The organism is Variovorax sp. WDL1 (assembly GCF_001541225.1).
GTDB lineage: Bacteria > Pseudomonadota > Gammaproteobacteria > Burkholderiales > Burkholderiaceae_C > Variovorax.
This window is the reverse complement of the sequence record NZ_LMTS01000261.1, coordinates 1-23187: the sequence shown is the minus strand read 5'-3', so window position 1 is coordinate 23187 and position 23187 is coordinate 1. Positions and strand designations below refer to the sequence as shown.

Genomic DNA, 23187 nt, shown 5'->3' with positions numbered 1-23187 from the left:
AAAGCCGATGCACCGGCTGGTCCAGATGGGCGTCTATTTTCGCCAGCATTTCTCTGTTCATCGGGTGTGGTGGCCAGCGAGCAAGATAGTCTCGGACTTGCCTCAAGAAGGCAAGCGTTTCTGCATGTCGTTCGTCGCTGGAAAACTGCATCATTTCATCGGCGCTCGATGCGTGTTCATGATGGGGGAAAAAACTCGCGAATGTCCGCGAACGCAGCATTGGGCTGTGCCATCAGCGACAGCGCCTTGAGGGTCGTGGCGTCTGCGTAGGGGACAGGCACCGACTCACCGGGCACCAGCCTGCACAGCAGGTCGTCATCGTCGAGGTTCAGCAGCATGCGGCAGGCCAGAGGGCGATGGGCATAGATCGAGCAAGCGCCATCCGCCAGGAACGGGCAGGGTTCGCCGACCGGTGTCGCAGCTTGCAGCGCGGCCTGCGCGTCGTGAAGGTCCTCTGGCGTGCGCAGCTTCGCGAGCTCGATCGCGTGCGCGGGTCGCGCTGGCGATCGGCGAACGGCAGTGCCGATCAACTCGGCCTCGGTCCGCGAGATCGTCACTGGAATGTGGCAGCAGTGACTGCAACCGTTCCGGCAGGCCGACACCGCTTCCATCGGCTTGGCCCGGGCCGAGGCGGCCCGTTGCAGCCAGACCACCCGCTGTGCGGCGGTCCTGGCCTTCTGGGAGGCCCTGATCAAAGATCCGGCACTTGCATCGACAGTGAGGCTGGCCAGCTTGTCGCGCGCACGCTGGGTGGCCAGCGGCAGGCGCTCGCGCTGCTGCTGAGGCAGGTTCGATATGGCAACGCCGACGGTCATGGCGGTAGCTTAACGTCAGCCTTGGCTAACGGCTTGGGGCTGCGTGGAAGGGGAGGCGCAGCTGTCGGCCAAAGGGTGGCTTCGACAAGCCCGCATGGCAGCGCACGAAGTGGATCGCGAGGCGACCGCCAAGACGGGGCGCGCAGGCGGCAATCCGAACTTCGTCAATTGACTTGGCACGGGTTTTCGTTACCTCCATCGTGGCGCAAGGGCACCGGGCTGACGTTTGCACCGACCTGGCGGTGCGAGCTGAATCTCCAAGCCGCACGTCGAGGGCAGACCCGCAGAAGTGCATCGACGGAAGCGGGAGCCACAGGCGCGAGATGGCGGGGGCGCGCTGCGTGCCCTCGATGACCGAGCACGCGGTATCGGCAGGGAAGGATCGTGATCACTGGCTCTGCGATGCGCGGACCCAAGACGAGCAAGTTGCAAGGGCGCGCGGCCACGCTGGGTCAGAGGGCTGGTGTGCAGGATGCCTTCACAAGTGCGCCATCGGGATCGGCGGTGTTTTCCGGTGCCTTGGCATCGGTAAGGCAATTGGGGCCTTCGTTCACCATCGGTGCAGCTGGCCGCTTCCGCCATCTTGTGGAAAGCGGCGCACCCTACTGCTATCACCCTATCGCGCCGCGCTGTTCGCAAGGCTTGGCTATGGGGATAAGGCTGTGGACAGGCCTTTGGATAACCGGGTGATGCCCCGGCACTTTCATCTCGAAGCCCGCCTGGCTGAGCCCCTGACCTGGAAACACACGATCTAGGACAGGAACTGGTGAACATCCAGCCAAGCCATCTCCTACCTGAGGCATTAATACACTAACGGCAACCGTCTACTCACACCGACCCACATGCTGCCCCATCGCGATAAGTCACTCAACGACGGACAACACCCGCATGTCAAAATGAAGGTTCGCCGTTAGCGTAATTTCAATGCCCTCCCTAGCCCTCTTCGAAGAACCCCCTGCTGAAAACCATCGCTCGACGTTCGAACGTTGGCTGGCAGATCAGCGCGCGGTTGGTTCCTTACGTCAATCCTCGTCAATCGAGGTCTACCGGGACATGTGGGGTAGCTTCACCGCCTGGTGCCTCGGACAGTCCCCCGCGGTGACATTGACGTCACTCGACGCCCGTGACTTGTCCGCGTTCCAAGCCGCGCGCTTCGGCATGAAAAGCGCCGATCTGTCGCTCACACCACGTCACGCGCTTCGCCTGCTGCGCCTGATCGATCGCGTGCTGCGCCACCATGCCGCCGAGACCGGCACGCCGCTGAACATGGCGGCGAGCGACTGGATCGATGCCCACCCGGAAATCCGCTACGCCGAGGCCGCCCAGGCCGATCCGCTCCCGGAGTTCCTGTCCGTGGTCGAGGCCCGGCACCTGATCACGTTTCTCTCCAACGCGCGCCCACGCCCCGGCCTTTCAGGGGCACGCCGTGACAGCCATCTCGCGTTCACTTGGCAGCAGCTGCGTAATCGGGTGGCCGTTGCCTTGCAGATGGGCGGCGGTCTCGCACCAGGGGATGTTCGGGTGCTGACTCTCGATGCACCGACCTCGCGGGGCGGCCGCGTGCGCGAGCGCCCGTGGAAAGTCGCGGTGCCCGGCAACGGCAACTCGCCGGCGCGCGAAACGCCCATCGCGCCCTGGGCCGGCGAACTGCTGCAGCACTGGCTCGAGGTGCGCGCGGAGACTGGCATTCTGGGCAACTTTCTCTTCCCGTCGACTCGCAGCGGCAAGCCGTGGAGCAAGGAGTCGCAGTACAAAGCCGCCAAGCTCGTGCTCGAAGAAGCGGGCCTGGATTCCGGTGACGGTGGGTCGTTCCGGCTTCGGCATACCTTCGCATTGCGGCAGCTGCGCCGCGGGACAGATGCCGATCAGGTGGCACGCTGGCTTGGCGTCGAGCCAGAAGCCATGGGCAAGTACCGCAGAGTCGTGAGCAGTCCCGAAGATGTGGTCTAGCCTCTAACTCTGGCTGTCCGTCTATCCCTCCATCGAGTCGAGGTTGAACGCTGGCGAATGAAGTTAATTCGCTTCCATTGCGCACCGAGTAAAGTAGGCCCTCTATTCATTTAATGGAAGTATCCATGGCCCAAACGTACAAGCAGATCCAGAAGCAGATTGAGCAGCTTCAACGACAGGCAGAAGCTCTGCGCAGCAGCGAGGTCAAAGGCGTCGTCGACCGCATCAAGGTGGCGATTGCGCATTACGGTCTTACTGCTGAACAACTGGGACTTGGCACGAACAAGCCGGCCGCACGGCCCAGGAAGATCAAGAAGGCTTCGGGCAAGTCCGGTGCGAAGTTCAGCGACGGCAACGGAAATGCTTGGTCTGGTCGTGGTCCGCGTCCTGGTTGGCTCCGAGAAGCACTGACGTCTGGCCGATCCATTGAAGAATTCCGAGTGGGATCGCACAAGAAATCGACGGCGATCTCCTCAGAGATGGAGCTTGGCGAGACAGCTGCGCCTGCTACGCGCCGTGCCCGCAAGAAGGCTAAGCGCGCAGCGTCGAAGACCTACAGGGATGACGCCGGAAACTCCTGGAGTGGGTTCGGGCCCAAGCCCAGGTGGCTCAAGGCCCAGTTGGACGCCGGAAAGTCATTGGAAGACTTCGCCCAATAGCGTCACGGACCCGCCGCACACAGCCCCGATCGCGCCGGATGGTACCGGGACCGCTCGTCAACTGGCAGGTCCGAACCACGGTATGTCCGATCGTGCCCCTTGTCGCCAAACCCATGTGTGTCGCGTTCGTGTGCGCGACGTCGAAATAGCTCGCGCGGTCTGGAATCGATGCTGCCTTGCGGTTGCAACGCTCCATCTCAGTTGTTGGTCAAGACGCTAGCCGTGGCAGAGCGCAACGAAACAGGTGCGCGGCCGTGCCAGACCCTCTGCTTCAGATTCTTAAAGGCGCCTGCGCTCAGTCATCCCGTGCGTGTCCGGCTCGCGAGTTTGGCCATCTGCTTTTCGTAAGCAAGCCGTGCCGCCGCCAAAGCCTCGACAGGACCACGCAGGGTGAGTTCACCATCGTCAACCGAATCCAGCACGGCCTTTCGGATTGCATAGATCCGCTGCAGGATCACGCCGTACTCGGCCGACAGCAGCTTTGGCTTCTCGTGGTGGATGAACAGGCGCCGCGCGATCTCCAGCGTGCGGGGATCAAACTTGCGCAGCCTGGCGATGTGCTCCAGCTTTTTTTCATCAACGCTCGTGGTCATGCGATGGCAGCGTCATGAACAGGCTCATCAGTCCGAGGTAGAGCCAGTAGAGAATCAATGCGCTCACGGAGAACGCCAACATACCCCAGCGCGGAAAGCGCACATCGCCGATGAGAAAGCCGAAGATCAAGGTCACCAGAAAACTCAGGAAGGCGACCGGCACCAGCACTGCGCGCACGACGGGTTCGCCCAGTACCAGCAGCGCGCAGATCGCCCAGCGCGCGAGCTGCAAGCCCACGCAAAGACACCACCACGCTGCGGCCAGCAGCCAGTGAAGCGCCGTTGCGTCGCGCCAAGGCCGGGAATCCATTTCAACTCGCAGAGGATTCATGACGGTTCCTCCGTGGCCCAGCAGACCGGTCGCAGGTCCGCGAGCGGGAGGAGGCTGCGCGTGCCATCGCCAAACCTCACCTCCCCCACATCGCAGTCTTGCGCCTTCAGGCGCAGGGAGCCGCGTCGCCCGCCATGCTCCACCACCAGCACGGTCCGCCCGCCACTGATCACCTTGGGCGGCTGGACGATGCCGGCTGCCGGCGAAGCGACGGCCGATGGCGGCCGGGCCGAGTCGCCGAGCAGTGTCTCGACGCTGGACCGGTTGATCGGCGCGTTGCCCGCCAGCAGTTCTTCGACTCTCTGCGGAAAGCTGCGTGCTGCAGCGACGAGGCGGTGGAGCATTCGCACATCGGAGCCTAGGCGACCGGTTTCGACGGCAGTTCGGACCTGCTCGGGCGCATCGACCAGTGCCGCCGCCTCGCTGATGTAGGTGCGCGGCTTGGCCAGACGCCTGGCAATCTCGGACTTCGAAAGGCCCTCCTTCTCCCGCGCGCACACGAAGGCGGCCAGATCGAAGGGCGACATGTCCTCGCGATGCAGGTTCTCTGCGGCCTGCGCGAAGGGGTCGACGCGCTCATCGATGAAGGCCGGAACCGTGCGCAGGCCCGCCTTGCGCGCTGCGCGCACGCGGCGCTCGCCACGGTTCACCATGTATCGCCCTGGCAGCTGCGGGTGCGTGCGCAACGACACCGGCTCCAGCACGCCATGCGTGCGGATCGAAACGCCCAACTCCTCGATGCTGTCTTCCTTGAACGTGCGGCGCGGTTGCGAAGGGTCGTAGTCGATGAGTTCCACAGCGACTGAGGTAGGGGTAACGCGATCAGGACGATCGTCGGCAGCCGCCAACAGGTCGGAGGCGCGAAACTGCGAAAGACCACTGAGATCCAGCTCGAGCGCACTCATGCCGTGACTCCCGTCGACGAGGCGCCAACGCCAGCCGCATCCATACGCTGCTGGAGGAGACCAAACAACGCCTTGAGTTCGGCGCTTGCTTCGCGTGCCGCGCTCTTGGGCAGATCCCACACCGGAAGACCGTGTGCCAGCGCCTCCGGAATGGCCGAACGCGTTGAGATCCGCGCCGGGATCACAAACTCCCGATAACTGTCGAGCAACTGCCGCATCGCGGCCTTCTGACGCACCGAATGCGGGTTGAATCGATTGAGCACGAGGCCCGCCAACTGAAGCCCGGGGTTGTAGCGCTGGCGCACCCCGAAGATCGTCTTGAGCATGTCAGTCACGCCGTCGATGCTGTACTCCTCCAGTTCGATCGGGCAAACGACAGCCGTGGCGGCGATCAGTGCAGAACTCATCCGCAGTCCAAGCGCCGGCGGCGTGTCGATCACCACCGCGTCGAAGCCCTGCGCCAGACTCGCCACGTTCTTGCGGAACGCGGGAATCACAGTTTCCGGCCGCGCCAGCTCGATGTCCGACAACCGCTTGCCGCCCGGCACCAGTGCAATTCTCTGTTCCGACCCGCCTGCAATCCCACTGTCGAGCTCGGCGCCGAAGAGTTCGACAGCGCTGACCTCGGAATTGAATCGTCGCAGTGTCTTCGAGCTGTTGGCCTGCGTGTCGAGGTCGATCACGCACACCGATTGGCCATGCACGTTGGCCAGCCAGTAGGCATAGAGCACCGACAGCGTCGATTTGCCGACGCCACCTTTTTGATTGCCGAACACCACCACATGGCTCATGAGGCACCTCGCGAATCGGGATCAGAAAAAGCCCGCACACCTCCGCGCACCAACGGCCCAATGTGGCGGCACGAGCTACAAAACGTAAAAACTTTCTCCAGATGAATTCGACAGGACTTTGGTTCTCAGCCCATTGCCAGCACCGCTTTGGACGACGACTTTCCAGAGAGATCGCGCACTTAGAGTAGTTCGAGATTTTCTGTTTGTCTAGATTTCTATAGCTTCGCTATAGAAATTAAGAAAAAGGTGCTTTATTGACAGGCGCGACCTCGCAGGCGGACATTGCGCCCCATGCGAGCAATGGACCGTAGTCACTACTGGGTTGTCGAGGCGGGATGGCGAAGCGTTTCGCCCCAGCGCGTCGCGGTCCTCGCCTCCTTGGCTTGCGCCTTCGGCGCCCTGGCCCAGTCGTCAGCGGCACCTTCGTACGTCATCCCATCTGCGGAGCAAACAGCACGCGACAGCGAGCGCGTGAAGATCCTGAAGCAGGAACTGAAGGATTCGGAAGCGCGGCTGGAAGCGCTCGCGCGCCGCAGGGCTGAACGGCTGGCCGCCGCCGATGTGCAAGCCGCCAATGACGCCGAAGAGGAGCGCGGGCGCACGCTCAGCGACATCGCCGGCCTCAGGCGCGAATTGGCAGCGGCCACACGTGCCGCCGCGCCCGCACCGAGCATCGAGGCTGCGGTTACGACGAAGGCGGCTTCCGCCGCGCCTGCACCGCGGTCAGTGAAGCCACCGCCGCCGGCGCCGTGGTGGGACGTCTACAGCAAGGCCCGACCCACGGAGGCGCCCTCGGCCACTCCCTCGCCTGTTTCTTCGCCCGTGTCCATCGCCCCCGCCGAGGCGGGGGCACGCACCGTTTCCGCCCGTCGACCGGAGTAGCGCCATGATCGCGAGCACTTTCGTTCACAATTCCGAGCCCATCCCTTGTTTCACGGAATTCACGCACCCCCATGGCCCCCACGGCTCGGCGCAAGTCCCAGACCGCACAGACCCGGGACCCACCCGCCAACCCGGTCACGCAGCTCGAGCTGGTCGAGTTGCTGCACAAGCGCGCGGTCAACGAACTGGTGATCGTGGAGGTCGAGCCGACCCGGTACCAGATCCATCCCATCGTCGCCTGGAAAATGGGACGCAGCGTTTTGCTCGGCTCGGGCGGTCAGCCTCGCACCTTTCGCAGTCTGGACACCCTGGCCACGCACCTGAAGACGCTCGGGACGGGGCACACGGTGGTGCGGCTGGAACTGCTCTAGCCGATCCCCCGATCACGGGGACTGCACGTGGCGCCTTGGCCACACGGCTATGGCCGGCCCTTCTCGCCGCGCTTTGCATCCTGCTGCCGGAGCTGGCCCTGGCCGGTAGCCCGTTTGCCACGGGCGCCAACGCCACCCAACAACAGCTCGTGGCCATCCTGACGCCGCTGGCAGCGGTGGCCGTCATGGTCTCGGGCGCGATGGCCTGGTTCGGGCGGCTTAGCTGGTGGTGGATGGTGGCGGTCGTGATCGGGACTGTGCTGGTCTTCGGGGGCCCGCAGATCGTGTCCTGGATCCGAGGCCTGTTCGGGGTTTGAAGGCACGACAAATGAGCCGCAACCAGGGCATCGTCGCCGACCCGCTCTTCGTCGGCATGACCCGGCCGTCGATGGTCTGGGGCGTCACTTACTCCGCCATGATGTTCAACATCATCATCACGACCGAGTCGTTCATCGTGACGAAGAACCTCGCCTGGTTGCTGGCCTTCGTGCCGGTCCACGGGGTGCTCTACCTGGTGTGCCTGTACGAGCCTCGGTTCTTCGACCTGCTGCAGCTGTGGGGACGCACGCGTCTCCCGGCCATGCTCGGCGGCAACCTGCGGTACTGGCGCGCCAACTCCTACAGCCCGCTGGCGATTGATCTGCCAGATACCCGGGGGCGGCGCCGCCTGCGGACGTCGCCCGCGGCGGTGACCTGAGACGGGATGCGCCATGCAACTGATCTCCCGCCCCGAGAAGACGATGCGCCGCGAAGTCGGTGCCGCGGCCATGATCCCGCTCGCGGCGCATATGGACGAGCACGTGGCCCGCACGCGTGCAGGCGACTACGTCCAGACGCTGCGCCTGGCCGGCGCCAGCTTCGAAAGCGCGGACGACGAGGACATCAACAGCTGGCACGAGCGCCTCAATGTCCTGCTGCGCAACATCGCCTCGCCCAACCTGGCGCTGTGGACCCATGTGATCCGACGTCGTGAGAGCGGCTACCCGGCTGGTCGAACGATCCCCGGCTTCGCCCACGAAGTCGAGCAGCGCTACCGCCAAAAGATGGCCGGCGAGCGCCTGATGATCAACGAGCTGTACCTGTCGGTGGTGTTTCGGCCGCAGCCCACCCGGATCGGCAACGCCGCACTGCGACTGCTCAAGCGCACGGATCCGGAGGGCGCTACGACGGAACTGCGCGACTCTCTGGACGCCTGCACCAAGCTGCGGCAGGAGCTGCTTGCTGCACTGGAGCGCTACGACCCGGAGGCTCTGGGCATCTATCGGCTGGAAGGGAAGGATGTGCTCTTCTCGTCCCTCGTGGAGTTCTACGGCCTGCTGGTCAATGGAGAGTGGCAGCGCATGCCCCTGCCCCGCTCGCCCCTGAGCGATGTCCTGGCCACCACCAGGCCTTTCTTCGGCAACGAGGCCATGGAGTACCGCACCGGAACGCAGACCCGCATCGGCGCCTTCCTCGGCATCAAGGAATACCCGACGCCTACGGCGCCCGGCATGTTTGGCGCCCTGCTGACGGCGCCCTTTCCGTTTGTGTTGACCCAGAGCTTCACCTTCCTGGCCAAGGGCACCGCCACCGACATGATGGGCCGCCAACATCACCGGATGGCGGCTGCCGGGGATCTGGCGGTCTCGCAAGCCGAGGAGCTCAAGGAGGCGCTGGATGACTTGATGAGCAACCGATTCGCCGTGGGCGATCACCACTTCAGCCTCCATGTGCTGGCCGACACCTACGACGGCGTCAGCGAGGCCGAAGGCCGGCCTCGTCTGAAGCAGCTCAACGATAACGTGGCGCGCGCCCGCTACCTCCTCGGCGACACCGGGATGGTGGTGGCGCGCGAGGACCTCGCGTTGGAGGCGGCCTTCTGGGCGCAGCTGCCGGGGAACTTCGCATACCGAAGTCGCAAGGCGCCCATCACCAGCCGCAACTTTGCGGCCATGTCGCCCTTCCACAATTTCCCAACCGGCAGGGCGACCGGCAACTACTGGGGAGACGCGCTCACCATGTTCATGACGCGCGCGGGCTCCCCCTACTACTTCTCGCTGCACGCGAGCGATCCCCGCAGCCCGGACGGCGGCAGCCGGCGGGACGTGGGGCACATCACCGGCGTCGGGCCGGTCGGTACTGGCAAGACCACCCTGCTGGGCTTTTGCATGGTGGCGATCTGCAATCGGCTGGATGCGACCCAGGTCATCTTCGACAAGGACGAAGGCCTGCACGTCCTGGTGCGGGCGCTGGGCGGCCGGTACCTCCCCCTCAAGAACGGGGCTTCTACCGGCTGCAATCCCCTGCAGCTCGACAACGCAATTGCCGACAACGTCGAATTCATGCGCCACTGGCTGAGGCGCCTCGTCATGCGCACGCCAAGCGACACGCTGACCGTCCGTCAGGAAGACGATCTCGACCAGGCGCTGCGCGGCACGCTGAAGCTCGACCCCGCCTTCAGGCGCCTGTCCCGGCTCGTCGCCTTCCTCGACATCACGGACCCGGAGGGGATGTACGCGCGCCTTCGCAAGTGGTGCGCGTCGGAGCACGGGGACTATGCCTGGGTCTTCGACAACGACCATGACGAAGTGGCGCCGCTGCTGACCCACCACTCGCTGGTCGGCTTCGATGTGACGGACTTCCTGGATAACGAGGTGGTCCGGGCACCGCTGACCATGTACCTCTTCCACTTGGTCAACCGGATGGTGGACGGCCGGCCACTGGTTTGCTGGATGGACGAGTTCGCCAAGCTGCTGAGCGATCCGGCCTTCGCCAAGTTCGCCAAGAACGGGCTGGAGACCTGGCGCAAGAAGAACGCCAACATCGCCACCTTCACCCAGAGCACCAGTCATGTGCTCGATTCCAGCATCGCCCGGGCCATCGTCGAGCAGACGCCAACGAAGATCCTGTTTCCCAACCCGGAGGCGGACTACGACGAGTACACCCTGGGCTTCAACCTGACGGACCGGGAGTTCGCGCTCATCAAGCAGGAACTCGAGCCCGGCTCGCGCCAGTTCCTGATCAAGCAGAACCACGTGAGCGTGGTCGCGCAGCTCGATCTCCATGGCTTCGATGACGCCTTGCACGTCATCTCGGGGCGCACCAGCAACGTCCGCCTCATGCGCGAGCTCATCGAAAAGCATGGGCCGCATCCCGATCGATGGCTGAGTCCTTTCCGAGCGGCCGTGATCGGGCGCCCTCCCCGTCCGACCTTGACCCAGGAGGTCTCCCATGCGTAGGTACCTTCTCCCCCTCTTCATCGCCTCCGCGGCGTTCCTGGCGCCGCTGCACGCGAAGGCCGGCATCCCGGTGATCGATGTCACGGCCGTCGCCAACTTGATGCAGCAGGTCATGTACTGGCAGCAGCAGATCTCCGCGATGCAGAAGCAGTACGACCAGCTCAGGCAGTCGAAGGACCAGCTGGCCATGACCTATGGCGCCATGACGGGGAACCGCGGCATGGAGCAGTTGCTTCCGACCTCGGACCTCGCGCGCAACTACCTGCCACCGAGCTACGGCGAACTGATGAACACGCTCAACGGCTCATCGGCGAGCTACACCGGGCTGGCCAACCACATACAGTCCATCATGAAGGCCAACAGCGTCCTTTCGGGTAGCCAGATGGAGGCCCTGAGTCCGGAGATGCGCCAGATCGTCGAGCAAGGCCGGCAGTCCTCGGCCATGCTGAACGGATTGACCCAGAGCGCGTACCAGAGCACCAGCCAGCGCTTCTCGGCGCTGCAGCAGCTGATCAACCGCATCGCCACCGCGCAGGACCCGAAGGCCATCCAGGATCTGCAAGCAAGGATTCAGGCGGAACAGAACATGCTCACCAATGAGCAGACGAAGTTGCAGAGTCTTTATCAGATGGCGCAGGCCGAAGAAGCTGCCCAGCAGCAGCGCGTCCGAGAGCGCGCGATGAGAGACGTGGGTAGCGTTAGATCCACGTCGCCTGTGAGCTACTAAATCAATCGAAGAGGATGAGATGTTCAAGAGCACATGGACATACATAGCGCTCGGTTTCATCGTTGCCGCCGCGGGCGGCGCCGCTTACTACTACATCACTCATGCCACGATCGAAAAGCAAGCGCCTCCCAGTGCGGCCGTTCCTCCGTCGGTAGCACCAGCAGTGCCTCAGGACGATGATGTAAAGCGCAAGACCTTGGAGGGCATTGGAAGCATCAAGAATCTAAAGCCAGTTCCATTGCAGCCTAGTCCGCAGCGATAGACGTATCGGAGGTCGTATGGGCTTCTTCGAGCAGTTCTTCACTTGGCTGAACGGGCAGTTGGCCACCTATGTGAGTGCGAATGCGTCGCGGGTTGCAGCCGCAATCGAGCCTGCAGCAGTAACGCTCGCAACCATCTACGTGATGATGTGGGGCTATCTTTCCCTTACAGGAAGGATTCAAGAGCCCATATTGGAGGGTGTGAAGCGCATCCTTGTGATCGGGATCGTGCTCGGCATTGGCTTACGGCTCTGGACATACAACGATCTAGCGGTTGACACCTTCACCCGTGGCCCCGACCAGCTTGCCGCTGCCGTTCTCGGATCCCCCTCAACAATGTCCGTGGTGGACCAGATCTGGATTGACGGGAATTTGATCGCAGAGCAGTTGCTGAGCAAGGGAAGCATTCTCAACGCGAACTTTGCCTACTATCTCGCGGGTTTCCTCGTCTACTTTCTCGTGGGCCTGACCGTCGTTGTGACAGCCTTCCTGATAGCTCTGTCGAAGGTCGCGCTCGCTTTAATCCTCGCTTTGGGGCCGATCTTTATCGTGCTTCTGTTGTTCGACGCCACCAAGCGCTTCTTCGAGGCGTGGGTAGCACAACTCGCCAACTATGCCCTCGTGACAATCCTTGCAACGCTGGCGGCAGCCCTCTTGCTAAGCGTTCTCCGCTCGTACACCAAGAACGCTGCGTCGCTCGGCGGTGCGATCACCATTGCTGAAGCCGCCCGAGTGTGTATCGCCTCAGCATTGGTCTTTTTGGTAATGCGCCAAGTGATGTCGATCGCGGCAGGGTTGGCGAGTGGGATAGCGCTGAGCTCGTTCAACGCCGTCAGCAGTCTCCTCAACTGGGCAATGGGCGGTGCCAAGCGCACCAGCTACGAATTCAGCCGCGGCGTGCTCGACGGCCTGCGGCGAGAGCCGAGCAGTCGCTGGGATTCGTTCCGCCGCCTGGCGGGCAATCGCGTTGGCGCAGGCGTGGCCTCCATCGGCCAGATCGGCACCTCACGCCGCGGCGGCACCGTGCTTCCAAGGGAGCAAGTCATGCCGACCCACTCGCGCAATCGATAGCGGGGACCGTGCGAATGAAGCCATCGATCGCGCTCTTCCTGCTGTCCTTGCTCTTGGCGGCCTGCGGCACTCGTCCGCCACTGCCGCCGGAGTGCGAAGGGCCACTCACACCGATCAACGCCTCGGCCGGTGCTTCCAACTCAGGAGCGGTCAATGCCACGGGACGCCGCTCTTAAGAACTACCTGCTCGAGGCCCAGACCTGGGAACTCGATCGCGCACGTCGAGCCGAGCGATCGGCCAAAATCGCCTGGACCGTCGCCGCAGCGGCAGCTCTCATTGCGGTGCTCGCCGTCGCGGCGGTCAGCGGCCTCACGCCGTTAAAACAGCCTGTTCCCGTTGTCATCCGGGTCGATAGCAGCAGCGGGATCGTGGACATCGTTCCCACATACGAGGGCACGACCGACATGGAGCAGGTGGTGACCCGCAACCTGCTGCAGAACTACGTGATCGCGCGCGAGCGCTACTTCTATGGGACCGCCGAAGCCGACTACGAGTTGGTGGCTTCGCAGAACTCTCCCCGCCTCAACCAGGAGTGGGCGGCCCTCTGGGCGACCAACAACCCAGCCTCGCCCCTGAACGTCTACAAGGATGGCACGACTATCCGCACGCAGGTGCGGTCGGTCACCTTCCTCAAGCTGGAAAGCGGCAACGACAAGCTGGCCCAGGTTCGCTTCACACGCTCCACGCGCGCCGGTGGCACCGGCGAAGAGCAGGCGAGCCACTGGGTTTCGACGATCGAGTTCGCTTACGTGCCGCCCTCGAAGGACGACAAGACGCGCTCCCTCAACCCGCTGGGCTTTCGCGTGGTCGAATATCGCCGCGAACCAGAGGTCGCCGCCCCCGGCGTTGCACCCAGCAGGCAGGATGCGCGATGAGGCCTCAAGGCGCACACCGTACGTTCCCGTTCGCGATCGGATTGGCGGCCAGTCTGGTGCTCGTTGCGCCGCCCGTCCACCCCGCGACCGTGCCTCCCGTCGGCAAGGTGGATGCCCGGGTGCGGGTGGTCGCCTACAACCCCGACGATGTCATCACGTTGCAGGGCTACGTGGGCTACCAGATCCATCTGCAGTTCGCCGAGGGCGAGGAGTTCGTGAACCTGGGCTCGGGCGACAACGGCGCCTTCGACGTCGGCGCCGAGCGCAACCACTTTTTCATCAAGCCCAAAGAGGCGCGCGCCTCGACCAACCTCACCGTCCTTACCAACCGGCGCGCCTACCACTTCGACTATGTCGTCTCCGCCAACGCACCCACGGGAGCGGCTGCCAGGCGCATGGTGTATTCGGTCCGCTTCAGCTATCCGGAGGACGAGGCCCGCGCAGCGGCTGCGGATCGGGAACGTCAACGGACGGAAGCGCGCATGAGCCGAGATGCAGCCGAGCGGCCGCGCAACACCGACTATTGGTTCTGCGGCAGCGACTCGCTCAAGCCCATGAGCGCCTACGACGATGGGGTGCAGACGCGTCTGCGCTTCCAGGCACGCTCCGAGTTCCCAGCCATGTTCGTGCAGAACGACGATGGGTCCGAGTCGCTGTTGAACTTCAACGTCGATGATGACGAGGTGGTCATCCACCGTGTGGCGCGCCGCTTCGTGCTGCGCCGGGGCAAGCTGGTCGGCTGCGTCGTCAACCAGTCCTTCGCCGGCGGCGGCGCACGCACCCCGGCCCACACCAACGTGCTAGGTGTGCAGCGGATCACCACGGGAGAAGGACCATGACCTGGCTGGATCGAACCCGCCGGTCCTCGCGGACCGATCGAGCGGAGGATGACGACACGCCCGACATCGACCCGGACACCGGTGAAGTCCTGTCTGCTGGACGTGCTTGGGACGCAAGAAACGAGGCCTCCCAAGCCACCGCCGAGAGCACCACGATCCAGGGCGAGCGCGCCATCCCATCTGTCAATCGCGAGCGCTCTATTCAGTCACGCATCAGCGGCGCCCTGGCGCTGGCCACGATCATCCTGCTGGGAGCCGGCTTCCTGTTCTGGTACTACAACACGCAGTACAGCAAGACCCGCGAGGCCGAGGAGGCCGCGAGAAAGGCGGCTGTGGCACGTGCCGGCGGCGAGATGAAAGTGCCACCGCTGGGGCGTATCGAGCCGCCCAGGGCCCCTCTGGACCCGACCCCGGTCTCCACGAATCCCAGCCCACCGCCGCCTCCAGTGCCAGTGAACACCGCCAACGCGGGCCCGCCGCCGAAGACGCCCGACCAATTGGCGCTGGAACGCCAGCTGGGCATCCCTGTGCTTCGCCGTGCGCAAACGGCACAACCGGCAGGGGCGCCAACGCCCTATGCGTCCGCAGAAGCCGCAACGCTGCCCGGCGGCGTCCCAGGCATGGCGCAGCTGCTCGGCGCGCTGCAGGCGCCCGGTGCGGCCGCAGCGGCCTCTCCCGGCGGCAATCTCGCCTCGAACCTCAAACCAACGCCCACCCCCGCTGTCGCCGCCCAGACCCTGCCCACGAGGCGCATGCTGCTGCCGAAGGGCGCCTTCATCGACTGCACCTTGGAAACCGCCATCGATAGCACCTACGAGGGCATGACAACCTGCATCGGCGCGAGCGACATCTATGGGGCCGATGGCAAGGTTGTCCTGCTCGAGCGTGGCACCAAGTACGTCGGCGAGCAGCGCGGAACACCGCGCCAAGGGCAAGGCCGGGTCTTCGTGGTATGGAATGAGGCCCGCACCCCGACCGGCGTCGTGGTCCAGCTGGCCTCACCGGGCACCGACGAGTTGGGCCGCAACGGTCTGCCGGGCTTCGTCGATACTCACTTCTGGGACCGCTTCGGTGCCGCGATCCTGATCTCGGTGATTGACGGCACGATGCAGGCCCTCGCCGCGCACCAGCAAAGCGGCACTAACGTCGGCAGCGGCGGGGGCGTGGTGCTCGGCCCCCAGGGCAGCCGTGACGTGATCACGGAGGTGCTGCGCAGCACGGTCTCGATCCCACCCACCGTCATCAAGAACCAGGGCGAGCGCATCCAGATCCTGGTGGCGCGCGACGTGGATTTCAGGAGCGTCTATGCGCTTCGAACCGACTCGACCACCCCTTGACGGCGCGCCTGGCGCCGCCACAGGCAGCTGGCCGCCGGCGAGCCGGCCCGCGCCTCATGCTGCGTCTGCAGAGCCGCCCTCGTCCCTCGCGCTTTTCCTCGGGCCGCTCAGCCGGCTGCTGGACGATCCCGAGGTCACCGAGATCTGCATCAACGAGCCCGGCGTCGCCTTCGTGGAGCGCCAGTCCGGTTGGGTGCGCGAAGAACTGCCCTTCGCCAGCTTCGACTGGTGCCTGTCCATCGCCAAGCTCGTGGCCAACTTCACGCGCCAGCGCGTCTCGGCCAACGAGCCCCTCCTGTCCGCCACCCTGCCCGGCGGCGAGCGGATCCAGATCGTGCTGCCACCCGCGACCCTCGACCAGACCGTTTCGATCACGATCCGGCGCCCATCGAACACCCTCTGGACCCTCGAGGACCTGGAGAACCTGCGCATTTTCGAGCCGACGCGCAGCGTGCCCGCGATGCAGGCGCGACAGCCCGACCTGGAGCACCTGTCGCCACAAGACAGGGAGCTCACGGGCCTGCTCGCGCGCAGGCAATTCGTCTCCTTCCTGCGCCGCGCCGTCCACCTGCGCAAGAACATCCTCCTGTCCGGCGCCACCGGCTCCGGCAAGACCACCGTAAGCAAGGCGCTGATCCTCGAGGTCCCTTCCGAGGACCGCCTCATCACCATCGAGGACGTGAAGGAGTTGTCGCTGCGCAACCAGCCAAACCACGTGCGGCTCTTCTATTCCCAAGGCGCTCAGGGGCAGGCCGAGGTCACGCCCGGCCAACTGCTGGCCAGCGCCAAGCGGCAGCGGCCCGACCGGGTGTTCGTGTCCGAGCTACGCACCGGCGAGGAGGTCTACGACTACTTGGTGTCCGTGAACACCGGCCATCCCGGTTCGATCACCAGCGTGCACGCAGACAGCGCGGAGATGGCTTTTGTCGCGCTGGCGCAGCTGATGAAGCGCAGCCAGGCCGGCCAGGGCATGAGCACGCGCGAGGGCGTGGAACTGGCCCAGCTGAGCGTGGACATCGTCGTGCAGTGCGCGCGAGATCGGCGCGATGGCCGGCAGCGGCGCATCGTGCGGGAGATCTGGTATGACCCGGGCACCAAGCACAGAGGGCTGGCCTAGCCCCTTCAGGATTGCAGTCGCGCTGCTGGTGGCGGCGGTGGTCGGCCTGTACGTCGCCGGCTATGCCTTTCTGATGGCCATGAAGCTGCCGCCGCAGCAGGCATCGCTGCTGACCATCCACCAGTACTGGCGTGCCTACGGCGAGCGGCCGGACGTTCGCCGCACCCTGATTGCGACCTTGGTCGGCTCCCAGGGGATGATGGTGGGGCTGGTGGGCTTCGCGATGCTGCCCCGACGCCGTCCCCTGCATGGTGATGCCCGCTTCGCCACCCGTCGCGAGATCGCGCAAGCGGGCCTGCTCAACGAACATGGCATCATCCTCGGACGCCTGGGCCGCCGCTACCTGGTCCTGCCCGGCCAGCAAGGCGTCGAGCTCGAAGCGCCACCGCGCAGCGGCAAGGGTGTCGGCGTCGTCATCCCCAACCTGCTCAACTGGCCCGGCTCGACCATCGTCAGCGACATCAAGGGCGAGAATTTCATCCGCACGGCCGGCTTCCGCCACGCCCATGGGCAAGAGGTCCACCTGTTCGATCCGCTCTCCGAGCGCGAGTGCTCGGCCCGCTGGAATCCGCTTGGCTACGTGTCCGAGCTGCCCTACCGCTGCATCGACGACCTGCAGCGCATCGGCACCATGCTCTTTCCCGACCCGCAGGTCGGCGACCCGTTCTGGACCTCGTCGGCCCGCTCGCTGTTCCTGGGCATCGCGCTGTATCTGTTCGAGACCAAGGGCGCGACACGCACGCTGGGCGAGGTGCTGCGTCAGGGCATGGCGAGCGACGCCGAAGGCTTCCAGAAGCACTGGAAGCGCGTGATCGACGCCTGCGAGCGCGCCGGCTATCCGCTGTCGCAGGAGGCGGTGCAGAGCCTCTACGACGTGATCGACCTGGCGCCCACCACGGCCTCGAGCATCCGCAAGACCTTCACCAGCCGACTGGATCTGTGGCTCAACCCGATGATTGATGCCGCGACATCGGCCAACGACTTTGACCTGCGCGATCTGCGCAAGCGGCCGATCTCCATCTACGTCCAGATCAACCCGGACAACATCGCCCGCCTGCAGCCGCTGCTCAATCTCTTCTTCCAGCAGGCGATCGGACTTCAGACGCGCGAGCTGCCGGAGAACAACCCTAAGCTTCGCCACCAGGTGCTCCTGATGCTGGACGAGTTTCCCGCGCTCGGGCGCATCCCCGTCATTGCCGAATCCACGGCCTTTCTGCCGGGCTACAACGTGCGCACCGTCGTCATCGTCCAGTCCAACTCGCAGCTGGTCGAGAAGTACGGCGTCGAGGGCGCGAAGTCGATCCGCAAGATGCTGGCCGCGCGCATCGTCTTTCCGCCCAAGGAGTACGACGATGCGGAAGCGATCTCGCGCGAGCTGGGCACCTACACGGTTCAGCAGAAGAGCGTGAGCCGTCCGATGTGGAGCGGCGCTGGCGGTGCGGGCAAGGCGCCGACGGTGAGCTTCAGCGAGCAGCCGCGCCGCCTGCTGCTGCCGCAGGAGGTGAAGGAATTGGGTGCGGATCGGATGATCCTGTTCTATGAAGGCCTGCGCCCCGTGCTGGCGCATCGCGTCTACTACTTCCGCGACCGGTACTTCGCCAAGCGTGAGCTGCCTCCCCCGGCGGTACCGAAGCTGGATGTGGACAGGGCCAGTCGCGGCATCGCGGCCGCTCGGGCGGCCACGCCCGATGACGAAGAAGATCCCGTGGCAACAAATCAAGGATCCATCACCAACGCCACGCCACCGGTTGGCGGCTCTGCACTAACGAAGGAAGGTCACACGATGGCCAGCGATGTCCTGAGCGACGACCTGAAGCTGGACGACTTCTCATTCGACTTCGACGACGTGGAGATTCCCACAGAGAGGCTCAGCGACGAGGACATGAAGCGCCGTGCCGATGAGTTCATGGCGCGACTCCTCGACTGAAGCCGCATCGAGCATCTTGATCAATCGGATCGCCACCCATCACGCACGCACCCCAAAGGAGCCGCGATGTCCACAGACCACCCCTCCGAAAACCCACCAGCGGGGACCGACAGCACCGCTCCCGGGGACTTCGCCGGCTCCATTCAGGGAGACGCTCCTCCTCCAACCCTTGGCCGTCCCCGCGTGCCCGATGCCATCGAGCGCCACTACCTGCACGTGGATGATCGCTACTTTTTTCCGGACCGGACCCTCGCCTTCATCGACGACGGCGACCGCATTCGCGTGCGAACCGACAACCGCGAAGTGCTTCACAGCGTCGTCGCGATCGCGGAGGCGCGCGGATGGCGGGTGATCGGGCTCAAGGGGACCGACGCCTTCCGCCATGGCATGTGGCGCGAAGCGGCATTGCGGGGCATCGAGGCCCGAGGCTACGAACCGAACCCGGCGGAAGTTCTTCAGGTGCAGCGCGCGCTGAAGAAGTGGCAGCCGTCGCATGAGACGGCACAGGGTCCGCCGCCGCGAGCGGCGTCCACGGACCGCACCGCAGCGAGCGCCCGGGACAGCTCCGCGCCTACTGATTCCGCCGAGCCTAGCCGCAACGCCGGCAGTCATCCACCCGAGGCGACGCAAGACAGTCGATCGCTCCGCGAAGGCCCGAGACCGCCCGTCACAGGCATGCTGGTCGCGGCGGCCGCCGCGCCGTACCAGTTTGATCCGGCGCAACGCATGTCCTTCTACGTGATGGTTCGCACGGAAGTCGGAGACCGCACCGTCTGGGGTGCAGACCTCGAACGCGCGCTGGCCGAGTCGGCCTCGCAGCCGCGCATCGGCGATCAGGTCGTCCTCACCCAGCGCGGCACCCGTCCGGTCAACGTCCGCGTGCCCGCCCGCAATGCGGAAGGCGAACTGGTGGGCGAGAGAAAGATCGTCGCGCAGCGCGCCCGATGGGCCATCGAGACATCGGATCACCTCCGCGAGATGGAACGCCGCGCCGGTCTCGTGCGCACCGGTCAGCTCTTGTCCGATGCGGCCTTGGACCAGCACCCGGTCTTGGCAACGGTGGCAGCGGGCCTCAAGCTGGCCGAGCAGTTCGCCCGGCGCGTGACGGCCGACCAGACCTCCCAACAACACCTGGTGGAGATGATTCGTGAACGGATGGCCGACGCGCTCGCGCGCGGCCAGGAGATCCACCTACCGGATCGCCGCACGCCGCCGTCGCCCATGCAGGTGCGCCAGCGAACCGGCCGAGGCCGAGAGGAGTTGAGCCATGAGCGCTTCTAGTCATCGTTGGGGATCAGGGCTCAAGTTCGCGGCCCTGGCAGCAAGCCTCTCCTTCACGCTGACGACGCCTCTCGCAAGTCGTGCGCAACTGGGGCCGCCCGCGCCCGCCCCCACGCAGGCGACCTCGTATGCGGCCGCGTTCACACCCGGACAGGCCCTGCCCCTGGTGCTGGACACCATCCGGGGCGCCCGCTCCACCCTGTTGGTCGCGGCCTACTCCTTCACCAGCCGGCCGGTGGCCACCGCCCTGCGCGATGCGCAGCGCCGCGGCGTAAAGGTGTTCGTGGTGGTCGACGCCGGAGAGGCGGCCAAGGCTTACTCTGCCGCACGCTTCCTGGCGAACGAACGGGTGCCGGTTCGCGCCAATGCCCGCCACGCGCTGCAGCACAACAAGTTCATCGTTGCGGACGGCACGGCCGTGCAGACCGGCAGCTTCAACTACACGGCCTCGGCGGCGCAGCGCAACGCCGAGAACGTGCTGGTGGTGCGCAACGCGCCGGCGCTCGCCGCGCAGTACGGCGCGGAGTGGCGACGGCTGTGGGACGAAGGCGCCGAGCTGCCGCCTGCGTATTGATTCATGAAAGGCACTCGTACTCCCACCGCCAGGGCCCGAGCGCTCCAGTCGCCCGTCCGCGGCAAACCCCCAACGTCGACAAACGCCTGGTCGATCTCGAACGGCTCGCTGGAAGCCCTCAAATGGCTCGGCCTGGTGCTCATGACCGGCGACCACGTTAACAAGTACCTGCTGCATGAAGCGAGCCCGGCCCTCTACGCGTTGGGGCGCATGGCGATGCCGCTCTTCGGCTTCGTGCTCATGGCGAACCTGGCGCGGCCCGGAGCTCTCCAGGCCGGCGTGCACCTGCGCGTCATGCAGCGTCTTGCCATCTTTGGACTGCTGGCGACACCGGCCTTCGTCCAGCTGGTGGGCTGGTGGCCATTGAACATCCTGGCCACGCTCTTCCTGGCGACGTTGATCGTCTGGCTGCTTGAACGGGGCGGCACGGCCCACCGCTGCGCGGCGCTGATCGCCTTCCTCTTTGGTGGCGCGATGGTGGAGTTCTGGTGGCCGGCGCTGCTCTGCTGCCTGGGTGCCTGTGCGTTCCTGCGCAGCCCTACCTCGCTTCGGCTGCTGCTGTGGGCCTTGGCGACCGCGTCACTGGCCGTCATCAACGGCAACTTCGCCGCCTTGGCCGCCCTGCCCTTGATCTGGGGCGCGAGCCGGGTCGACATCCCGATGGCGCGCAGCCGCTGGGTCTTCTACGCCTTCTATCCAGCGCACCTCACACTGATTGCGCTCGTGCAGCAGCTGACCTGAACGGCCGGCTGGCACTCCCGAGCGCTGGCAGCTGACCTCCGCAGCCTGGCTTCAAGCTGGAGAATCGATCTCGCGGGTGCGGCATTGGGGCTGCTATAACTCGCGGTCGAATGGACAGCCTGAATTTTCACCTCCGCATCGACCGTGCCATCGCGGAAAAAGCCATGAAGATGGCACACGCACGCGGCATGGAGCTGCCGGACGTGATCCGCATGATGCTCGCCAAGGCGGTGCGCCTCGGCGACTTTTCCATCGACGAGGATCGGCCGCGGGTCCACCAGGTCGCGGAGTCCACCCGCCCCTACTTCGCCTACGACGAGCGGCAATGGGACACGATGAAGTCCGTGCTGGACGCCGAACTCGCGCTGGCACTGCTGGACCAATACATCGCCGCCCACACGCTGCGGATCGAAGATCTGGTGGCCGCCGCCGAGCCCGACGCCAGGGAGATCACGCGCCTGAAACAAGAACGCGAAGATGCGCGCAACGTCCTCGCAACCGTAGATCCCGTCGATACGAACGCGATCCGCGACATCCTGGCTCGCTTCGGTGTCCCCCGCGATGCGGACCCAGCAGAGGATCAGGCATGACGCACGCGCCTTCCCCTGCTCCTGGGGCGGGGCCCTCCGTTGTGTCCGATCGCGAACTGCGGCGACTGTACGACCGATGCGTCGCGCCGGACCTCCTCGCCGAGGCTCAAGCTGCCGATCGACCTGTCGCCATGATCGTCGCCGGGCAGCCTGGCGCAGGTGTTAGCTACGCTGCGGTCCAACTCCGAAAGCAGCTGGTTCAGACTGTGGCAACCGCCGCCCATGTCTCCATGAACCGGCTGCGCGCCTACCATCCCGCCTGGGCGGCAGGAGGCGACATCCCGCCGGTGTCCGCTGACCGAATCGCCAGCGACTGCAAGACCTGGCTCAGCCGCCTGATGGAGGAGGCTCAGAAGAAGAGCTTAAACCTGGTCGCTGAAATCGAGACCGTTGACGTCAAGGTCATGCCGAAAGTTGCTGCCGAACTGCGGCACAGCGGCTATGTCGTTCAGGCGGTCTTTGTGGGTACATCGCGTGAGGAAAGCCGCTTGGCCATGTTGGCAGGGTACGAGATGCGCCGCCGGGCTGGCCTTGCGGTCGAACAGCCCTCCGTGCAGAAACACGAACTGGCGTTCGCGAATGTCAGGGTCTTGTTGGGCACCATGGAGCACCGACGTGCGGTGGATGGCCTGCGCATGATTACCCACGACGGTGCGCAGATCTATGAAAGCCGAGTCATCGACGGCGACATCAACCGCCTGCCCCGAGCGCAGGAGACGCTGGACGTGCTGCTGGACCAGCCCCGATCACCCAGGGAACTGGTCCAGTTCGCCATGCGCTGGGAAACCCTGGTCCAGCGACTGGCCAACGACCCGGGGGTGCCCCGCGACGTGGCCAGCCAGACGCTGACCTGGCGCAACGAGGCCGTGTCGCGCTGCGAGCGCGATCCGGGCACTGCCCAGATGCTGCAGTGGGCGCGCGAGGCAGGCGCCTTCCGGGCGATGAACCGCTTCGAGTTCGAGAAGGAGTTTCCGCACCACGCCCGTGCCGTCAATTCCCTGGGCCTGGCGATTGTCGAGGCCGAGAAGTACGGCGGCGAAGAAGCCAAGCGGCTTCTCTTTCACGCGCGCGAGAACATCGCACAGCGGATCGAGCGAGGCGACATGGCGCGGATCGCGTCACGCGAGAAGGCTCAGGAGCAAAAAACCAAGGAGCTGCCGCCCAGAGAGCCGCCCACGCGCTGAGGTTCATAGAACGGATTTAAAGGCCCTCACCCTCGGTACCGTGGAACTACCGCATTGCAGCAGCGAAAGCCGTCTTCCGACCCGGCCGATGCAGATGACTGCACCTTGGTGCCCGGCGTCAACTATTCTGAGCGGCGAGCGTCAATTA

25 protein-coding genes are annotated in these 23187 nt (G+C 65.0%); 20 read left to right on the top strand and 5 right to left on the bottom strand.

What is annotated here, in order from left to right; all coding sequences use genetic code 11:
* Positions 1-176: 176 nt before the first annotated feature.
* Positions 177-815: a YkgJ family cysteine cluster protein gene (locus tag APY03_RS32800; RefSeq protein ID WP_068683853.1), complete on the bottom strand. Its 639-nt coding sequence runs from the start codon at positions 813-815 to the stop codon at positions 177-179.
* A gap of 924 nt (positions 816-1739) precedes the next feature.
* Here APY03_RS32800 and APY03_RS32795 point away from each other — a divergent pair.
* Both APY03_RS32795 and APY03_RS32790 read left to right on the top strand, forming a co-directional pair.
* Positions 1740-2765 (top strand): tyrosine-type recombinase/integrase, encoded by a 1026-nt coding sequence (locus APY03_RS32795; RefSeq protein ID WP_068683851.1) that lies wholly within the window; start codon positions 1740-1742, stop codon positions 2763-2765.
* Positions 2766-2890: 125 nt separating this feature from the next.
* Positions 2891-3424 carry an H-NS family nucleoid-associated regulatory protein gene (locus tag APY03_RS32790; protein ID WP_068683847.1) on the top strand — a complete coding sequence of 178 codons (534 nt, stop codon included), beginning with the start codon at positions 2891-2893 and terminating at the stop codon, positions 3422-3424.
* A 299-nt stretch (positions 3425-3723) separates the two neighbouring features.
* Here APY03_RS32790 and APY03_RS32785 read toward each other — a convergent pair whose 3' ends face one another.
* From APY03_RS32785 to APY03_RS32770, 4 genes are read right to left on the bottom strand one after another with little or no spacing between them, the layout of a single operon-like run.
* A complete protein-coding gene (locus tag APY03_RS32785) occupies positions 3724-4017 on the bottom strand; it encodes a hypothetical protein (protein ID WP_068683845.1) in 294 nt (97 codons plus the stop codon).
* Positions 4001-4348: a hypothetical protein gene (locus APY03_RS32780; protein ID WP_146039728.1), complete on the bottom strand. Its 348-nt coding sequence runs from the start codon at positions 4346-4348 to the stop codon at positions 4001-4003. Before APY03_RS32780 ends, APY03_RS32785 begins: the two co-directional genes overlap by 17 nt.
* Positions 4345-5253 (bottom strand): ParB/RepB/Spo0J family partition protein, encoded by a 909-nt coding sequence (locus tag APY03_RS32775; RefSeq protein WP_068683841.1) that lies wholly within the window; start codon positions 5251-5253, stop codon positions 4345-4347. Before APY03_RS32775 ends, APY03_RS32780 begins: the two co-directional genes overlap by 4 nt.
* On the bottom strand, positions 5250-6044 hold the full coding sequence (locus APY03_RS32770) for a ParA family protein (RefSeq protein ID WP_068683839.1): 795 nt from the start codon (positions 6042-6044) through the stop codon (positions 5250-5252). Before APY03_RS32770 ends, APY03_RS32775 begins: the two co-directional genes overlap by 4 nt.
* 471 nt (positions 6045-6515) lie before the next feature.
* Between APY03_RS32770 and APY03_RS32765 the strand changes: the two genes are divergently transcribed.
* From APY03_RS32765 to APY03_RS32685, 18 genes are all read left to right on the top strand, one after another.
* Positions 6516-6926 carry a hypothetical protein gene (locus APY03_RS32765; RefSeq protein ID WP_157103485.1) on the top strand — a complete coding sequence of 137 codons (411 nt, stop codon included), beginning with the start codon at positions 6516-6518 and terminating at the stop codon, positions 6924-6926.
* Between the two features lie 71 nt (positions 6927-6997).
* Positions 6998-7297 carry a hypothetical protein gene (locus tag APY03_RS41955; protein WP_102906319.1) on the top strand — a complete coding sequence of 100 codons (300 nt, stop codon included), beginning with the start codon at positions 6998-7000 and terminating at the stop codon, positions 7295-7297.
* A gap of 35 nt (positions 7298-7332) precedes the next feature.
* On the top strand, positions 7333-7614 hold the full coding sequence (locus APY03_RS32760) for a TrbC/VirB2 family protein (RefSeq protein ID WP_102906317.1): 282 nt from the start codon (positions 7333-7335) through the stop codon (positions 7612-7614).
* 11 nt (positions 7615-7625) lie between these two features.
* Entirely contained in the window at positions 7626-7994 is a 369-nt protein-coding gene (locus APY03_RS32755; protein WP_068683835.1) for a type IV secretion system protein VirB3, read from the top strand.
* Between the two features lie 13 nt (positions 7995-8007).
* Positions 8008-10515 (top strand): VirB4 family type IV secretion/conjugal transfer ATPase, encoded by a 2508-nt coding sequence (locus tag APY03_RS32750; protein WP_068683831.1) that lies wholly within the window; start codon positions 8008-8010, stop codon positions 10513-10515.
* Positions 10508-11242, top strand: a complete 735-nt coding sequence (locus APY03_RS32745) for a type IV secretion system protein (RefSeq protein WP_068683830.1) — start codon at positions 10508-10510, stop codon at positions 11240-11242. Before APY03_RS32750 ends, APY03_RS32745 begins: the two co-directional genes overlap by 8 nt.
* A 19-nt stretch (positions 11243-11261) precedes the next feature.
* Complete coding sequence (locus APY03_RS44885) at positions 11262-11504, top strand: hypothetical protein (RefSeq protein ID WP_232324502.1); 243 nt, start codon at positions 11262-11264, stop codon at positions 11502-11504.
* A 16-nt stretch (positions 11505-11520) separates the two neighbouring features.
* Positions 11521-12573, top strand: a complete 1053-nt coding sequence (locus APY03_RS32740; RefSeq protein WP_068683829.1) for a type IV secretion system protein — start codon at positions 11521-11523, stop codon at positions 12571-12573.
* A 153-nt stretch (positions 12574-12726) separates the two neighbouring features.
* Positions 12727-13449, top strand: a complete 723-nt coding sequence (locus APY03_RS32735; RefSeq protein WP_068683828.1) for a virB8 family protein — start codon at positions 12727-12729, stop codon at positions 13447-13449.
* Entirely contained in the window at positions 13446-14288 is an 843-nt protein-coding gene (gene virB9, locus APY03_RS32730) for a P-type conjugative transfer protein VirB9 (protein WP_068683827.1), read from the top strand. The genes APY03_RS32735 and virB9 overlap by 4 nt, the downstream gene beginning before the upstream one ends.
* Positions 14285-15625 carry a type IV secretion system protein VirB10 gene (gene virB10 / locus APY03_RS32725; RefSeq protein WP_068683826.1) on the top strand — a complete coding sequence of 447 codons (1341 nt, stop codon included), beginning with the start codon at positions 14285-14287 and terminating at the stop codon, positions 15623-15625. Before virB9 ends, virB10 begins: the two co-directional genes overlap by 4 nt.
* A complete protein-coding gene (virB11, locus tag APY03_RS32720; protein ID WP_083944716.1) occupies positions 15594-16742 on the top strand; it encodes a P-type DNA transfer ATPase VirB11 in 1149 nt (382 codons plus the stop codon). The genes virB10 and virB11 overlap by 32 nt, the downstream gene beginning before the upstream one ends.
* Entirely contained in the window at positions 16708-18669 is a 1962-nt protein-coding gene (locus APY03_RS32715; RefSeq protein WP_068683824.1) for a type IV secretory system conjugative DNA transfer family protein, read from the top strand. Before virB11 ends, APY03_RS32715 begins: the two co-directional genes overlap by 35 nt.
* Before the next feature lie 66 nt (positions 18670-18735).
* Complete coding sequence (locus tag APY03_RS32710; RefSeq protein WP_068683822.1) at positions 18736-19950, top strand: LPD7 domain-containing protein; 1215 nt, start codon at positions 18736-18738, stop codon at positions 19948-19950.
* Positions 19937-20524: a phospholipase D family nuclease gene (locus tag APY03_RS32705; protein WP_068683820.1), complete on the top strand. Its 588-nt coding sequence runs from the start codon at positions 19937-19939 to the stop codon at positions 20522-20524. The genes APY03_RS32710 and APY03_RS32705 overlap by 14 nt, the downstream gene beginning before the upstream one ends.
* A 3-nt stretch (positions 20525-20527) precedes the next feature.
* A complete protein-coding gene (locus tag APY03_RS32700) occupies positions 20528-21265 on the top strand; it encodes a TraX family protein (RefSeq protein ID WP_083944714.1) in 738 nt (245 codons plus the stop codon).
* 110 nt (positions 21266-21375) lie between these two features.
* Positions 21376-21855, top strand: coding sequence for a hypothetical protein (locus tag APY03_RS42875; RefSeq protein WP_068683816.1), 480 nt, complete (start codon positions 21376-21378; stop codon positions 21853-21855).
* Positions 21852-23039: a zeta toxin family protein gene (locus APY03_RS32685; protein ID WP_083944713.1), complete on the top strand. Its 1188-nt coding sequence runs from the start codon at positions 21852-21854 to the stop codon at positions 23037-23039. Before APY03_RS42875 ends, APY03_RS32685 begins: the two co-directional genes overlap by 4 nt.
* The last annotated feature ends 148 nt before the right edge of the window (positions 23040-23187 follow it).